This is a genomic window from Formosa undariae, assembly GCF_042427615.1.
In the GTDB taxonomy this organism is placed as follows: Bacteria; Bacteroidota; Bacteroidia; order Flavobacteriales; family Flavobacteriaceae; genus Formosa; species Formosa undariae.
The window spans coordinates 73,506-89,962 of record NZ_JBHMEZ010000003.1; the positions used below are offsets into that span (position 1 = coordinate 73,506).

Genomic DNA, 16,457 nt, shown 5'->3' on the forward strand with positions numbered 1-16,457 from the left:
GTTGAAATCTAATAATATTAATAGAACACTAACCCATTAAATATGAATATTATAAGATCGAAAATATACATTGTCGTTCTAAGATTATTTCTTGTTTTTTAATTTTGTCTTGCCCCGATTTAGATCGTATTTATAATAGGCTAATGCACTAATTATACAAACAATGGCCACCAAAACATATACAAATTTAGGAATTGGAACGGGATCTCCCGTTGCGTAAGAATGCAAACCCGATAAGTAATAATTCACTCCAAAAGATGTCATGATTATCGAGAAAAACGCAAAAACACTAACCATATTTAAAACATACCTATTATTTAATTTAGGCACAAAATGTAGATGTAAAACAATGGCATAAATAATAATACTTATAAGTGCCCAAGTTTCCTTTGGATCCCATGCCCAATAGCGTCCCCAAGATTCGTTGGCCCAAACACCTCCTAAAAAGGTCCCGATAGACAATACAAATAAACCAATGGTCATAGATAATTCATTAATATAGGTCAGCTCCTTTATTCTTATATCTATTTGTGCTTTGTTCTTCTGCGTTTTAAAAATCATTAAAACCATAGCCATTAATCCCAATAATGCAGATAACGCTAAAGGCGCATAACTACTAATAATGGTGGCTACATGAATTTTTAACCAATACGATTTTAACACCGGCATTAAGTTTGTAATTTCAGGACTTAACCAATCTAAATAACTCACAAACAATAAGGTTCCTGCAAATAAGGTCGCTAATGGCAAAGCAAAATCAGATTTTTTATAAAATATAATTCCGAATAACATGATAGACCACGCTACAAATGTGATCATTTCATAACCATTACTCCAAGGCGCATGCTGAGCCACATACCAGCGTAATGCTAAATTTCCGGTATGAATTATAAAAGCAACCAACGTAATTATAACTAATACATTAAATATGAGTGTCACATAGGTTTTGTTTGAAAAAATACGATATAGCGCTATGATTAATAATCCGAAACCAAGTGTCCAATAGGCTTGAAATAACCAGAAATAGGCATTGAGATCGTTGTACCATAATTCTGCCTCCAAATGTTGACTTGTCGGCATGATCTCTTTAGCTAATACAGACTGGTATTTTTTAATGTAGGCCAAATCGTTTTCTGCAGGTACCCAATCCCCACTAGATTTGGCATTTTCTATATCTCTAAAATAAATCGGTAAAATTGCCTTTGCAAAATCTGCATCTTCTTGATTGAAGTTTGAAAAATCATGAGAGTAACTATACCACGTTTTAGTTTCGTCGTCTTTTAACGGGAAAATCTTTAAATAATTTCCAGAAAAAACATTATATAAAATATTAAAACGCTCGTCTACTTTTAGCATTTCCTTATCAAACTCACTACGCTCTGCCGGCTTTTTAGTATTGGCTTCTTCTACTGCCTGTTCTAAGATATATTCACCATCATTTTTTATAAACTGATCGAAAGCCACTAAGTGATCTGAACTTTGTTCTAAGCCTTTATAAATCTCTCCTCCTTTTTCAGGATCTATTTTAATTAACGGAATTAAAGCCCACACATCTGGATGAGAATGCAAGGCCAAAAAGGTCTGATTGGCATCTAATCGTATGGATTCTGATTTATAATACGGACGCCGAGATATTTTTCTTAAAAACTCTGAAGCTAAGGAATTAATCGGTTTAATTCTTCCATCTAAATCTTGTACCATTAATCGGCCAAAGAGTGAAGCATGGTATTTATCTATAACCTGAGTTTGTACTAAACTATCTGCTTTTTTATCAATAGTATTAGCTTGAACGGTACTTAAGGTGAATAATAAAAGTAAGACCGTAATTACTTTTTGCTGTTTTAATTTTTTTAATTTCTTCTGAATTAATGTAAAACGAGACCCTTTTCCGAATAAGGTCCAGAGCATTCCTAAACTCATAAAAAAGTATCCAATATATGTAATTAGTGTTCCCGCTCTATCGTGATTTACAGCCAAAACAGTTCCTTTTTCATCGGTATCATAAGACGCTTGAAAAAATCTATACCCACCATAATCTAAAACGTTATTCATAAATATTTTATAAGCGAAAGCATTATTATTTACTTTATCTGTTACTGTAATATCACTAGAATACGAAGACGGACTTGTAGATCCAGGATAACGAATCAATTCAAAATCGTCTAGTTTTATACTAAAAGGTGTAATAATAGGAGTCGCTCCATAAGACACCGTAAGCGTAACTTCGTTAATGGTTTTGGTTTCAGAAATGGGAATAAAACCATGCCGGTATAATAATTCTATTTCTTCCGTAACACCATTTACAGTGGCATTTAACAGTAAAATATCGTCAATATTATCCTTATTGTCTTTAGGTTTTTCTGAGCTAGAAACCCAACCCATTTTTGCGCTTTTATGATGTTCCATCGGGACTACAGCAATATCTCCCATACGATAGAGCGTTTGCATGGTCATAGGATGCCAGGTATTAGCTACTAAATTACCCGCATTTTGTTCGGCCATGATAAAAAAGCTAATGTCGTGAGCCGCTTTAATTTCTAATCCGTTGGACGTTTCTCGTATATTTAATCCTTCTGGGACTTCATTATTAAATGTTATTTCATGACGATGCATCCCTACTTCTGCGATCTCACCAGATTTTAATAATCGATTTTCACGACCTTCGCCCTCGGAAACTACAATCTCTAAAATATTGTCGCCTCCAGTTTCTACATCCTTTAAATCTAGTCTGGCATCGGCAATAAACTCTTTAAAAGAGAGCTCTATAGTATTATCGTTTAAGGATTGAGTTAATGTAAAATTATTATCTTTTAAAGGCGAAAAGTATATTTCTTTTTTTGCTGTTAGTACTTCAGATGCATTTTCATTGGCATGTAATTGCACAAAATTTCTATCGGAAACGATGGTATTTGACGTCGCACCTTCACGAATTCTCATAATACCTTCATAAGCTGTAAACCGCGTTACGGCTGCTCCAATAACAATAACAACAAATGCGAGATGAAACATAAGAACAGGAATCTTACTTTTTCTAAAAAGTTTATATTTAAAAATATTTGCTATAAAATTTAAGGTAAGCAGTAACATAACCATCTCGAACCACCACGCATTGTAAATTAATGTACGTGCGGTTTGGGTGCTAAAATCATTTTCTACAAAAGTTGCAGTGGCCATTGCTACTGCAAAAATGACTAATAATACTAAGGCTATTGCTGGGGAAAATAGGAATCGTAAAAATTTGTTCATTGTTTGTGTATATGACAAACCTCATGAAAACATTTAATTGACATGAGGTTTTATAAAATTAATGGTTAAAACTCATTAGTTACTCATCGTGACTTGTTTAATGTCCATTTTAGACTCACGCTCTTTGGCTTGCTCTAGCCAAACTGGAATTAACTCTTTCTTGAAGACTTCTTTTTCTTTTTTTAATCGCTCTAAATCGATACCTATATACTTTTGAGCTTTTTCTTTTGAAGAAATATCCGGATAAGTCATCTCTTCATTAAAACCTAAAGTTGCCAATAAGCGTGCTAATTTAACACGTGCATCTGCGGCAACATTTAAGCCCGAAGCAATAACTCTACCAATTTCTACAGGTGCATGAAAAGAAGCACCATGAGATGCCGCAACATAATCCCAACGCCACTGTGCATGACGAATATCCATTAGAATAGGTTTCATTTGTTCTTCTGTAGCGCCCAAATCCCAAGCCTTTCTAGCTTCTAAATGTGCTTTCACTAAAACATCTTCTAATTTTAAACGCGACTCTGTAGATTTTGATTGTCGAGAATACACATTCTCAATCAGTTTATCTGCTTCCTGACGGTGACACACCTGACAAGAATTGGCGACATTGTTTAAAGGCGATTGAATGTGGTGATCTGTAAATTTTTGTCCGCCCTCTGTTTTATAAGGCATATGGCAATCTGCACAAGATACGCCTCTATCAGCATGTACGCCTGTAAGATAGGTTTCGTAACCGGGATGTTGCGCTTTTAACATAGGCGCTTTACTAATTTCGTGAGTCCAATCACTAAATTCAATATCGTCGTAATATTCTTCCATGCTTTCTGCAGACATTCCATTCTTCCAAGGAAAAACTAAATAAGGTACGCCTTCTTTTCCTGGTAAGGTTTTATCGAAATAGTACTCTACGTGACATTGCGCACACACTAAAGAACGCATTTCGTTGTGTGTTGCTTGATTAATGTCTTTTCCCATATTTTCAAAAGCTTCAACCAAAGCGGGTCTTGTAATTTTTAGACTCATATCTTTAGAATCGTGACAATCTGCGCAACCAATAGGATTTACAATTTCAGAACCTTTATCTGCCCATTTTCCACTGTAAAATTCTGTAACCCCTTTCTCATTCATTAAACGCGGCACATCCGGACTTTTACAAGTCCAACATGTTGCGGGCATAGGGCCATCGCCTTCACCTGTTGGAGCGCCAGTTCTTAAAATATTTCTAACATCATCTATAGCATAGTAATGTCCGCGACCTTGATTATAATCCTTAGAAAATGCATATCCGGCCCATAAAACAACAAGTCTTGGGTCTTCTTCTAACATGTCGATTGTTTTACTTCCGCCTTGATAAGACGCAAAAGATGTGTCTAATGTTTGAAGATAAGATTGATATTCTTTAGGAAAATTCTTTCCCCAAACTTCATTTCTAGGTTCGTTTTCTGAAATAGAAACTTGCGGTACGTATGCAAATTTAGCTTCGCTTTTTCTGTTTATAACACTTGAAGCGAGCATTCCTAAAAGAAAAACTACAATCGCTGTAATAACGAATAAGATCCAATTTTTCATCTCAATTAATTTTAATTATTTTTTAATCTCCTCTTTTAACCACTCTGGCACTACATCCTTTGCTTTATCTGTAGGTATTGGAGCAATGGTATATTTTGTACTCGAAAGCCCATGAACCTTGCCGTGTGGCACTTCCATATGGCAACTCCAGCAGGCACGTTCTGTTCTATTTTCTTTATGAGTATCTGACCAACTTGCCAATTTAGGATCTATAAGTTGATCCTGGTGGCAATGAATACAATTTTGTTGAACAACTTCTTGAGATGCCTCTAGCATTTTAATAACTTGAGGTTCTTTGCGCATTGTAAAAATATAAGAATGATATAAACCATCTTTAGCTTTGAAGTAATACGCGCTAAAAACATTATCCTGAGGAACATGGCAGCTATTACATGAAGCAACTTCTCTATGCGAACTATGCATCCAACTGTTGTACTCCGAAGTCATAACATGGCAATTAACACAGGCCTTAGGATCGTCTGACATATAAGAAACAATCTCTGCTTCTTTGGCTAGAAATAAACCCAAACCGACCATGCTTCCTAGGACAACAATGGATACAGGAAGCCATTTAGAGTTTTTGTCTGGTAATAATCTGGAGGCCAAATTCTTATTTTTTAAAAGTTAACTAAAATTAATAAAATTTTATGATAATTTAAGGCCTTAAAATGAATTTAGAATGCTTCTATTTTATCTCAAAAATTAAGTACATTTAAAGCTTAAAATGTTTAATTTTTGATGTCAGATACACAGCAATACTTAGGGTATTTAAATACGCCCGTACTTTGGAAAAATGAAAATAGTTGGGGCATGCAACAGTTTATAATGCCAACTTCGACAACGGCTTCTATCGACATTAATATTGAACCTAAACTAAGATTAGGAAAACGAGTTGAGCGCTTTGTGAGTTTTGAATTAAGCAAACAAAAAAACATTCAGATTCTTTCTGAAAACACACAAATTCAAAACCATAAAATCACACTTGGAGAAATAGATTGCATCTTAAAACAAGATGAAATTTGCATCCATTTGGAAATAGTATATAAATTTTACGTGTACGATCCGGAAGTAGGAACTACAGAATACGATCATTGGATTGGACCGAATAGAAAAGACAGCTTAGTTGATAAATTGTTAAAGCTAAAAGCCAAACAACTCCCTTTATTATACCGTTCTGAAACTGAAAACTATTTAGAAACCACTTTAAATATATCGGCTATAGATCTCTTACAACAGGTCTATTTTAAAGCACAATTGTTTGTGCCTTATAATGACAATAATATCCATTTCGAGGAATTAAATCCCGATTGCGTAAAAGGATTTTATATATCGCATAATGAGTTAAAGCAATTTGAAGATTGTAAATTTTATATGCCTGAAAAAGCAGATTGGCTATGCGATGTTCAAACACAAATACCTTGGCTAACATTTTCAATGTTTAATGATGTACTCCAGCCTTTAATCGGCAATAAGACAGCACCTTTATGTTGGATTAAGTATCCAAATGGTTTAACTGATAAATGTTTTGTGGTTTGGTGGAAATAATCTGTTTTCATAGGATTTAAATGACTCCTTTCTGATCTAAATAGCAAAAAAAAAAGCAATGCGTTACACCCGATATATCTTTGATATAAAGCGTTTTTAAGGATTAAAACCTGTATTAGTCAATCAAAAATTATTAGGATAAAATCACCTTGAGATTTCTACAACAGCCCTTAAATAGGCTGTTGTAAACCATCTTTTAAATTGTATAATTTGTTCTTAATGTTCAAATTCTTTAATATTTCGACACCTTGTATACTTCTTTTCCCTGTTTGGCAATATACCAAAATGGACTTTTTAGTATCTATTTCGATAAAACGATCACTTAATTCCTTTAATGGAATATGATAATCGTGAGATAAATGAAACATATCGTGCTCTTTAAGCGTTCTTACATCTAGAACAAATAAGTCGTCTTTATGCTTTAAATACTCATCGAAAGTTAGCGATTTCATTGACGTATTGACATTGAATTCTTCTTCTACATCTTCAATATACGTCACATGAGCATGTACTGTTTTTTCATAAGTTATTATATTCTGACTCATACTTAGGGCGTTAAAAACTAAAAGTTTTCCTGATAACACCTCTCCTATTTCACAGATCATTTTAATAACTTCATTGGCTTGTAATAAACCTACAATACCAGGCAATACACCAAGTACACCAACTTCCTCACAGTTTAAATTACCGCCGTCGCTTTTAGGATATAAACATCTGTAAGTCGGACCGTTTTTATAATTATATACAGAGACCTGTCCTTCAAATTTAAAAATAGATCCAAAAACAACAGGTTTTTCAGTCAAAACAGCTGCATCATTTATTAAATATCGGGTACCAAAATTATCTGTTCCGTCGACAATAATATCATATGCTTTGAAAATTTTCTTCGCATTAGATTTACTTAAGCGTTCTATATAAGACTTGAATTTCACAAACTTATTAAGCTGTTCTAGCTTAGAAATAGCACAGGATACTTTAAACTTTCCGATATCATTATAACCATATAATACCTGACGTTGTAAATTGGTTTGGTCGACGCTATCGTGATCTATAATACCAATTGTTCCCACACCAGCAGCAGTTAAATACTGTAGAATGGGGCATCCTAAACCTCCAGCTCCGACCACTAAAACTTTAGCGTCTTTTAATTTATTCTGACCAACTTCGCCAATATCTTCTAAAGTTAAATGACGCTTATATTGTAAATGTTCTTCCTTATTTAGCATGCCGTAAATTTAATAATTATTGCCAATTGTTAGCCCAATCTTTCCAAACAACTTCTAATCCTTTAGATTTTAACATTTCTGCCACGACTTCTGTCGATCGCTCATCCGAAATCTCGAATTGCTCTAGCGATTGTTTTTCAACTACATAGCCTCCAGGATTTGTTTTAGATTCTGCACTAATAGATGTAATTCCTAAATTAACAATATGATCACGAAATAACTCACTTTCCCGAGTTGACATGGATAATTCTAAATCTTCATCTAATAAGCGATAGGCACAAATTAGTTGAACCAAATCTTTATCGGTCATTTCTACTTTAGGCTCTAATCCACCCGAAAACGGACGTAAACGCGGAAAAGACATGCTATATTTCGTTTTCCAATACGTTTTCTGTAGGTATTTAAAATGAAGCGCTGTAAAAAAACTATCTACCCTCCAATCTTCTAAACCATATAAACTTCCCAATCCGATTTTATGAATCCCCGCTTTCCCCAAACGATCGGGAGTCTCTAAACGATAATCGAAGTTCGACTTTTTACCTTTGGGATGATGCTTTTTATATTCGTCCCGATGATATGTCTCCTGATAAACCAAAACCGCATACAAACCATGTTCTATAAGCAATTCGTACTCATCCTGATCTAACGGTTGGACTTCAATGGTAATATTCGAAAATTGAGAACGCATTAATTGAATGGCATTTTTCAAATACTCCACACCTACTGTCCGATTAGCTTCTCCTGTAACTAATAAAATATGGTCGTAACCTTTGGCCTTTAAAAAAGCGGTTTCTTTCAAGATTTCAGCATCGGTTAATGTTTTACGCGGTATCTTATTGGTCATACTAAAACCACAATACGTGCAAATATTTTGACATTCGTTGCTCAAATACATGGGTGCATACATTTGTATGGTATTCCCGAAACGCTTCTTTGTAATCTGCTGACTCAACTGCGCCATATCTTCTAAATAAGGTGCGGCTGCGGGAGACACTAAGGCTTTAAAATCTTCTAAATCACGAGTCGATTTTCCTAATGCATGTAATACATCATTTTCTGTTTTAGCATAAATACCTTGTAACGTATCGTCCCAATTATACTGATCTAAAAGGGTTTTAAAAGTGCTCATAACTTAGGCGTTTAAAAAGCTTGTTAATGGACTACTAGCTTCGGCAGTCTGTTTAATAGGTGCTAATTTGGCATTATACCCCATGCGTCCAGCTTGAACAGCCAATTTAAACGCTTTGGCCATTTCTATCGGATTCTGAGATACAGCAATCGCAGTATTTACAAGTACGGCATCTGCGCCTAACTCCATGGCAAAAGCAGCATGAGAAGGACTCCCAATACCTGCATCTACAATAACAGGAACATTACTTTGCGCAATTATAATCTCTAAAAATTCTAATGTTTTCAACCCTTTATTACTTCCTATTGGAGCTCCTAAAGGCATCACACATTGTACCCCAACATCCTCTAATCGCTTACATAAAACAGGATCGGCATGAATATATGGCATTACAACAAATCCTTCTTTAACTAGAATTTCTGCGGCCTTTAAAGTTTCAATGGGATCTGGTAGTAAGTATTTAGGATCGGGATGAATTTCTAATTTCACCCAATTAGTATGTAAAGCTTCACGAGATAATTGTGCTGCAAAAACGGCTTCTTCTGCAGTTCTTACTCCAGAGGTGTTTGGCAGCAAGTGTATCGACGAATGATTCAAATGAGTCAGTATATCGTCTTCTAAATCAGTTGTATTCACGCGTTTTAAAGCCACAGTAACTAATTCGCTTTCTGAAGCTAAAATAGCATCTCTCATGTTTTGAGAATTACTAAATTTTCCAGTTCCAGTGAATAGTCTAGAACTAAAAGTTTTATCTGCAATTGTTAAAAGATCACTCATCATCTTCGGTTTTATTCATTTTATAAACTTGCTCCTGAGTACTTGGTCCGTTTAAAACAGCATTAAATTCGGGGATAGCATTAAAGTTTTTTGTCAGCTCTCCAGACACTGCAACGCCATAAATTCCCGTATTTATAAGTTCAGGAATATCAGGTAGTGTAATACCTCCAATAGCAATAATCGGGATGTCCGAATCAAGGGCATTTAAAATTGATTTATAGCCGTCAATTCCTAAAATCGGGCCTAAATTAGATTTAGTTGTAGTAAATTTAAAAGGACCTAATCCAATATAATCAACCTTTTTATCGATAAGATTTTCACAATCTTCAAGTGTGTTTGCTGTACCTCCAATAGAAAACCACTTTCCTAAATACTCACGAACTTCCAACGGACAACCATCATTTTTCCCCAAATGCACACCATCTGCATTCACTGATTTGGCTATTTTATAAAAATCGTTTATGATTAATCGTGTTTGAAAATGCATAGTGATTTCTCGTGCTTTTTCGGCTGTTTGTAAAACAATAGCTTCATCGAAATTTTTCATTCGTAATTGAATCCAATCTGCACCTGCACTACATGCGGCTTGAACATATTCTAAATGTTGTTCTGCCGTGTTTCCTTGTGTGATATACTGTAATTTACTTATCATAAGTTTTTGTAATTATGTGTTCCTAACCACGAGTCATTTGAATTTAGAAACTGTTCTGTGTATTGTTTTGCTAATTTACAAGCATCTTCTAAATCCATATTTTTCGTAAAATTAGAGGCCAATGCGGCCGAAATAACACAACCACTGCCATGTTTTTCATGGATTTTCTGAACGCCTGGTCTAAAATTAATTTGAACAATACCACTATGGTAAATTTCGTCCCAACCTTTTTTGTCGGCTCTATGACCGCCTTTTAAATAGATATTTGTTTTATCTGAAATAAACTCAATGGTTTCTGAAATGGATTTATTGGGTAATAAATTTTGAATCTCGTCGTAATTTGGTATTATAAAATAACACTTTTCTAAGACACTATTTAAGGTTTTAACATCTGAATCTGTATGAAAATCAAATCCCGTACTTGCTTTCATGATAGGATCTAGAATAATCTTGATTTCAGAGTTTAATCGCAATAATGTATCTACCACTTTTGAAAGGACGTGCCAAGATTCAATAATACCAATTTTAACCACATTAATAGTAAATCGCTTAAAAAGAATTTCAATCTGATTGATGATTATATGTTCATCCATCCAAATACAATCCTTAAAATCGATATCATTTTGAACCGTTACCGCAGTACAAACCGATAAACCATATAAACCGTGAGCTTCAAATGTTTTAATATCTGAAGTGATTCCCGCTCCACTCGAGGGGTCGAGTCCCGCAATTGTTAATATGAATGTTTTGTTATTCATTAATGTTTGTTTAATCCTTTCATGTTACCCTGAATCTAGTTATTCATGCCTTACTAATTTAAATGTATTCATGAATCTTTAAATTCAGAGTCAAATTATATTGGTGCTCCTTACTAAATGTCAATTCATTGTTTTTCTACTTGTAAGATGCTGAAACGAGTTCAGCATGACGACGCAAACAACATTCTATTTCTAAAAGGTGAATATACCGTCAACCTGAACTTGTTTCAGGGTCTTATTATTTATGAATCTTTAATTATTTAAATTGACTTTGTATCTTATTAAAAACATCTAAAGGATTTTCGCTATTCCAAATACCTCCTAAAACACCAACGCCTTTATATCCTAATTGTTTAAACGTTTCAATGTTTGAATCGGTAACACCGCCCATACCAATTATTATTTTATCTATATGATTGACGTCAAATCCACGACCTTCGTAGCCCACTTTTGAAATTGATGAAAATATAGGACTTAACAAGTGATAATCGAATTCGAAATAGCAGTTATCAAGATCTTCTGGTTCATGAAAAGATGAACTTATAGATTTTCCAAACATGTTCAAACCTTTAAAGTACTGCCCGGGATTATCAATATGGTCAATGCGTTTTTGTTCTTGAAAATGAATGCCTTTTAAATCGAACGTATTTACCAATTCATGAAAATAATGCACGACAATTCTGTTGTGATACTGAGCGTCTATCTGATTTAAATACGCAACATGTTCTTCAAAATTCTTGTTTGGTTTCCGTAAATGATAATACTGTAATCCGTCTTGAAATAACCGATGTAGTATTTCAATTTCGTTGGGTATATCTGTTTCGGGCGCTATGAGTACAATCATATCTATAAATAATTAAAAGTGAACAATTAGTAATGCTAGTCAAGTAAATGTTGACTAGCATTACTAACTGAATATTGTTTAAAGATACACTTCACTCCCTTTATTTTTGAATTCTTCGGACTTTTCTTCCATACCTTTTGTAAATACTTCATCCCCAATTATTTCATTAACGGCAGCAAAATCACGCACCTCTTGTGAAATTTTCATCGAACAGAATTTAGGGCCACACATCGAACAGAAATGTGCGATTTTAGCACCTTCTGCAGGAAGCGTTTCGTCATGATATTCGCGAGCCAATTCTGGATCGAGGGCCAAGTTAAACTGGTCTTCCCAACGGAATTCAAAACGTGCCTTACTCAACGCATCATCACGGTGCTGTGCTCCTGGATGTCCTTTTGCTAAATCCGCCGCATGTGCTGCTAATTTATACGTCACAACTCCCGTACGTACATCATCTTTATTTGGTAAGCCCAAGTGTTCTTTAGGCGTCACGTAGCATAACATGGCGCAACCAAACCAACCAATCATTGCAGCTCCAATACCTGAAGTAATATGATCGTAACCTGGTGCTATATCTGTAGTTAACGGACCTAAAGTATAAAAAGGCGCTTCTTCGCAAGCTTCTAATTGCTTGTCCATGTTTGCTTTAATCATATGCATTGGTACGTGTCCAGGACCTTCAATAAAGGTTTGCACATCGTGTTTCCATGCGATTTTAGTCAGTTCGCCTAAAGTTTCTAATTCTGCAAATTGCGCTTCATCATTCGCATCGGCAATACATCCCGGACGTAATCCGTCTCCCAATGAAAAAGCCACATCGTAAGCTTTCATAATCTCACAAATGTCTTCGAAATGGGTATACAGAAAACTTTCTTTATGATGCGCTAAACACCACTTTGCCATGATTGATCCACCACGAGAAACAATTCCTGTAATACGTTTTGCCGTCATAGGCACATAGCGCAAACGAACACCAGCGTGAATAGTGAAATAATCGACACCTTGCTCGGCTTGTTCGATTAAAGTATCACGGAAAATCTCCCACGTTAAATCTTCGGCTTTACCATTTACTTTTTCTAAAGCTTGGTAAATTGGCACGGTTCCGATTGGTACTGGCGAATTACGAATAATCCACTCACGAGTTTCATGAATATTCTCTCCTGTTGATAAATCCATGATGTTATCGGCTCCCCAACGACACGCCCAAACCGCTTTTTCAACTTCTTCTTCAATACTAGACGTTGTTGCTGAATTTCCGATGTTTGCATTGATTTTCACCAGGAAATTTCGACCTAAAATCATCGGTTCACTTTCTGGGTGATTAATGTTTGAAGGCAGGACTGCACGACCACGAGCAATCTCTTCTCTTACAAATTCTGGTGTGATTTTCTGAGGAATTGAAGCTCCAAAATCCTGACCTTTATGTTGCTCTGATAGACGAATCGCTTCATCTATTTTCTGATTTTCACGAATCGCAACATACTCCATTTCAGGTGTTATAATCCCTTGTCTGGCATAATGCATTTGGGATACATTTTTTCCAGCCTTAGCTTTAAATGGCTTCTTTACATCTGCAAATCGTAAATGATCTAGCTCTGCATTATTTATGCGCTCATTACAATACTTCGAGGAAAACGCATCTAGTTGTTCTACATCGCCACGTTTTAAAATCCAAGATTCACGAATACGTTCTATTCCTTTATGCACGTTAATATCCTTATCAGGATCGGTGTATGGCCCAGAGGTATCGTAAATGGTTATTGGCTGATTTGGAGTTCGGGCTTTAGTCAAAGAATCTACAGTGTCACTCAATGCGATTTCTCGCATAGCGACTTGTAATTCAGGAAATAATTGGCCTTGAACATAAATTTTTTTAGAACTTGGAAACGGATTTCTAGTCACACCATTTTGTGGTGCTGTGTCTTTTTTCTTCATGGTTATTCATTAAATTAAAGCGCAAACATCTTGTGTATACACCGAATTAATTACGTTAAATAAGATTGTGATATAAAAAAAGAAACAGTACTAACCGCCTTGTGTGGCCTGAATAATCAGTATATTATCGTTGTTTAAAACTGTAGTTTTTTCCCAATTAAAATAAGGCACAACAGCGTTATTAATAGCTACTGCAATACCATTTTGAATGGGGCTTAGTTTAGAAACGATAGTTGCAAGCGAAGTATTTTCGGCAACCTGATGTATAGTATTGTTTACGTTTACAGATATCATAATCTTGATTTAGATAAATTTCCATAAACTTTTAAAGGATAAACCGAAATTGAAATCGGTTCTAGTGAAATGATTTGAAAAGTGCTAACTTTTTCCTCCGGCTGTATTAACAGCGTCAGGTTCAAAGGATATTTCTCAAACTACCTAGTAGTTACTCCTAAAGTTTATTTTTGTTGTTACAAACTTAAAGGATTTTAATTGACGAAAACAAATTATATAAAAGAAATTTAAAAATTGTTTTGCTGTTTTATGAGTTGTTTGCCTTAATTTTGCCATTCGAAAAAAAGAAGCATGCCACTACCCGATTATAAAAATCTACTACTTCCTACGTTAAAAAAACACTTTGGATACGACCAGTTTCGTGCCCAACAGCAAGACATTATAGAATATGTTCTTGAGGGAAATGATGCCTTAGTTATTATGCCAACTGGAGGTGGAAAATCGATGTGTTTTCAGGTACCGGCCTTACTTTTTGAAGGTTTAACAGTTGTGGTTTCTCCGCTTATCGCTTTAATGAAAGATCAGGTAGACGGATTAAAAGCAAATGGAATTCATGCCAATTTTTATAATAGTAGTCAGTCGTCAGAAGAGCAACAAGCCATTTTAGAGCAAGTTATAAAAGCAGAATTAAAACTTTTATATGTTGCGCCAGAAAGTCTTGCGGGTTTATCTAATATTTTAAATGAACGCTATGTGAGTTGTATTGCTATTGACGAAGCACATTGTATCTCGTCTTGGGGTCATGATTTTCGTCCGTCATATCAACAGCTTGGATTTCTAAAAAAATCATTGCCAAATATTCCAATTATTGCGTTAACTGCCACTGCAGATAAAGCAACGCGACAAGATATTCTAGATCAATTAAAGATTCCTAACGCACAACAATTTATATCTTCTTTCGACAGACAAAACATCTCTTTAGAAGTCCGTTCTGGAACCGAAAAAGTAAAACAGATTATTAGTTACGTCAAGAAACATCCTAACGAATCTGGGATTATTTATTGCTTAAGCAGAAAAAATACGGAAGATCTTGCTAAGAAATTAAATAGTAATGGTGTGCCAGCCACGGCTTATCATGCCGGACTTAATTTTAACGAACGTAATAGAGTTCAAGAAGATTTTGTATACGATAATACGCAAGTGGTTTGCGCGACTGTGGCCTTTGGGATGGGGATTGATAAATCCAATGTCCGCTGGGTAATTCACCACAATATGCCTAAAAATATTGAAGGGTATTATCAGGAAATTGGTCGTGGTGGTCGTGATGGATTACAAGCTCATGCTCTATTGTTTCATAGTTACGCTGATGTGATTCAATTACGTCGATTTGCTTCGGGAGCTTCGAATGAAGAGGTTCAGATTGCGAAGTTGGAACGCATGAAGCAATTTAGTGAAGCTACAACATGCCGACGAAAAATCTTGCTAAGTTACTTTGGTGAGCTACTCGAAGAAAATTGTGGAAATTGTGACGTGTGCAAGAATCCGCCGCAGATATTTGACGGTACAGTTATCGCACAAAAGATACTATCTGCAGTCTATCGCCTTAGAGAAAAAGAAGCCATTGGTACTATTTTAGATGTACTAAGAGGGTCCCAAAATGCGAATGTTTTAGAAAAGGGTTACGACAAATTAAAAACGTTTGGAATTGGTAAAGATGTGGCTTGGAAAGATTGGCAACATTTCATTATTCAGCTTATGAATCAAGGGTATTGTGAGATTGCATTTCATAAAAATAACGCCTTACAACTTACCGAATTTTCTAATAATGTGTTGTTTAAAGGAGCAAAAGTCTCCTTAACACGACCGGTACATATCGCAGAACCTAAAGTTAAAGAGCGTGTAAAACGAACCAAAGTTAAACGTGGTGCTTCTAAAACGACTGCCGATTCATTATTTGAACGTTTACGTCAGTTACGTTATAAAATTTCGAAAGAAGAAAACATCCCGGCTTACCTTATTTTTAGTGACAAAACGTTAATGGAAATGGAACGCGATCGTCCGATGAGTATTATGGATCTTATGGATGTTAGCGGTGTAGGACAACATAAAGCGGAAACGTATGGTGATGAATTTGTAGAAGAAATCATGAAATTTCTAGGGTCTAAACCTAAGAAAGACAAAAAACAAGCTACCCATATGGTGACTTACGAATTGTATAAAAAAGGGTTATCTATCGAAGAAATTTCTATGCAACGTAAGCTTAGAGATACTACTGTTTACTCTCATATAGCAAAACTTCATAGTGATGGAAAAGATATTAATATTTATGATTTCGTGTCTAAACGCGAAGTTGAAGATGTAAAAAAAGCAAAGTCAAACATAGAAGGATCAACCTCATTAAAAGCCTATTACGACTACTTTGATGAACAATTAGATTATTTCAAAATCCGCTTAGCTTTAAGTGTTATAGATAGTTAAATTAGTAGTATTTTATGACTGCATTACTTTGAAATATTCGAATAATAAGTCAACGTAAACG

General features: G+C 35.1%; 13 protein-coding genes and 1 riboswitch. Of the genes, 2 read left to right on the plus strand and 11 right to left on the minus strand.

Annotated features, from left to right (window positions below):
• Positions 1-84 precede the first annotated feature (84 nt).
• The 3 genes from ACFFVB_RS03760 to nrfH form a co-directional block, all read right to left on the minus strand.
• On the minus strand, positions 85-3,246 hold the full coding sequence (locus ACFFVB_RS03760) for a cytochrome c biogenesis protein CcsA (RefSeq protein WP_382381313.1): 3,162 nt from the start codon (positions 3,244-3,246) through the stop codon (positions 85-87).
• Positions 3,247-3,321: 75 nt separating this feature from the next.
• Positions 3,322-4,824: an ammonia-forming cytochrome c nitrite reductase gene (gene nrfA, locus ACFFVB_RS03765; protein ID WP_382382224.1), complete on the minus strand. Its 1,503-nt coding sequence runs from the start codon at positions 4,822-4,824 to the stop codon at positions 3,322-3,324.
• 9 nt (positions 4,825-4,833) lie between these two features.
• Positions 4,834-5,424, minus strand: coding sequence for a cytochrome c nitrite reductase small subunit (gene nrfH, locus ACFFVB_RS03770; protein WP_382381315.1), 591 nt, complete (start codon positions 5,422-5,424; stop codon positions 4,834-4,836).
• A gap of 132 nt (positions 5,425-5,556) precedes the next feature.
• Here nrfH and ACFFVB_RS03775 point away from each other — a divergent pair, with 132 nt between their 5' ends.
• Positions 5,557-6,363 (plus strand): DUF1853 family protein, encoded by an 807-nt coding sequence (locus ACFFVB_RS03775; protein WP_382382225.1) that lies wholly within the window; start codon positions 5,557-5,559, stop codon positions 6,361-6,363.
• Between the two features lie 170 nt (positions 6,364-6,533).
• Here ACFFVB_RS03775 and moeB read toward each other — a convergent pair whose 3' ends face one another.
• The 8 genes from moeB to thiS all read right to left on the minus strand — a co-directional run bounded on the left by moeB (position 6,534) and on the right by thiS (position 13,978).
• Positions 6,534-7,589 (minus strand): molybdopterin-synthase adenylyltransferase MoeB, encoded by a 1,056-nt coding sequence (gene moeB / locus ACFFVB_RS03780; RefSeq protein ID WP_382381317.1) that lies wholly within the window; start codon positions 7,587-7,589, stop codon positions 6,534-6,536.
• Positions 7,590-7,605: 16 nt separating this feature from the next.
• Positions 7,606-8,718, minus strand: coding sequence for a 2-iminoacetate synthase ThiH (gene thiH, locus ACFFVB_RS03785; RefSeq protein WP_382381319.1), 1,113 nt, complete (start codon positions 8,716-8,718; stop codon positions 7,606-7,608).
• Positions 8,719-8,721: 3 nt separating this feature from the next.
• The gene (locus ACFFVB_RS03790) at positions 8,722-9,495 is read right to left on the minus strand and encodes a thiazole synthase (protein ID WP_382381321.1); all 774 of its coding nucleotides are present in this window, start codon (positions 9,493-9,495) and stop codon (positions 8,722-8,724) included.
• The gene (gene thiE, locus ACFFVB_RS03795; RefSeq protein ID WP_382381323.1) at positions 9,488-10,147 is read right to left on the minus strand and encodes a thiamine phosphate synthase; all 660 of its coding nucleotides are present in this window, start codon (positions 10,145-10,147) and stop codon (positions 9,488-9,490) included. Before thiE ends, ACFFVB_RS03790 begins: the two co-directional genes overlap by 8 nt.
• Entirely contained in the window at positions 10,144-10,905 is a 762-nt protein-coding gene (locus ACFFVB_RS03800; protein ID WP_382381325.1) for a hydroxymethylpyrimidine/phosphomethylpyrimidine kinase, read from the minus strand. Before ACFFVB_RS03800 ends, thiE begins: the two co-directional genes overlap by 4 nt.
• A gap of 256 nt (positions 10,906-11,161) precedes the next feature.
• A complete protein-coding gene (locus ACFFVB_RS03805; protein ID WP_382381327.1) occupies positions 11,162-11,749 on the minus strand; it encodes a thiamine phosphate synthase in 588 nt (195 codons plus the stop codon).
• A gap of 78 nt (positions 11,750-11,827) precedes the next feature.
• Positions 11,828-13,684: a phosphomethylpyrimidine synthase ThiC gene (gene thiC / locus ACFFVB_RS03810; RefSeq protein WP_382381329.1), complete on the minus strand. Its 1,857-nt coding sequence runs from the start codon at positions 13,682-13,684 to the stop codon at positions 11,828-11,830.
• 90 nt (positions 13,685-13,774) lie between these two features.
• A complete protein-coding gene (thiS, locus tag ACFFVB_RS03815; RefSeq protein WP_382381331.1) occupies positions 13,775-13,978 on the minus strand; it encodes a sulfur carrier protein ThiS in 204 nt (67 codons plus the stop codon).
• 75 nt (positions 13,979-14,053) lie between these two features.
• Positions 14,054-14,147: riboswitch (TPP riboswitch) on the minus strand.
• Positions 14,148-14,269: 122 nt separating this feature from the next.
• Here thiS and recQ point away from each other — a divergent pair.
• Complete coding sequence (gene recQ, locus ACFFVB_RS03820; RefSeq protein WP_382381333.1) at positions 14,270-16,396, plus strand: DNA helicase RecQ; 2,127 nt, start codon at positions 14,270-14,272, stop codon at positions 16,394-16,396.
• Positions 16,397-16,457: the final 61 nt, after the last annotated feature.

Coding starts and splice junctions, on each gene's coding strand:
- ACFFVB_RS03760 (WP_382381313.1), bottom strand. CDS start 3,246: ATGAACAAATTTTTACGATTCCTATTTTCCCCAGCAATAGCCTTAGTA.
- ACFFVB_RS03775 (WP_382382225.1), top strand. CDS start 5,557: ATGTCAGATACACAGCAATACTTAGGGTATTTAAATACGCCCGTACTT.
- moeB (WP_382381317.1), bottom strand. CDS start 7,589: ATGCTAAATAAGGAAGAACATTTACAATATAAGCGTCATTTAACTTTA.
- thiH (WP_382381319.1), bottom strand. CDS start 8,718: ATGAGCACTTTTAAAACCCTTTTAGATCAGTATAATTGGGACGATACG.
- ACFFVB_RS03790 (WP_382381321.1), bottom strand. CDS start 9,495: ATGAGTGATCTTTTAACAATTGCAGATAAAACTTTTAGTTCTAGACTA.
- thiE (WP_382381323.1), bottom strand. CDS start 10,147: ATGATAAGTAAATTACAGTATATCACACAAGGAAACACGGCAGAACAA.
- ACFFVB_RS03800 (WP_382381325.1), bottom strand. CDS start 10,905: ATGAATAACAAAACATTCATATTAACAATTGCGGGACTCGACCCCTCG.
- ACFFVB_RS03805 (WP_382381327.1), bottom strand. CDS start 11,749: ATGATTGTACTCATAGCGCCCGAAACAGATATACCCAACGAAATTGAA.
- thiC (WP_382381329.1), bottom strand. CDS start 13,684: ATGAAGAAAAAAGACACAGCACCACAAAATGGTGTGACTAGAAATCCG.
- thiS (WP_382381331.1), bottom strand. CDS start 13,978: ATGATATCTGTAAACGTAAACAATACTATACATCAGGTTGCCGAAAAT.
- recQ (WP_382381333.1), top strand. CDS start 14,270: ATGCCACTACCCGATTATAAAAATCTACTACTTCCTACGTTAAAAAAA.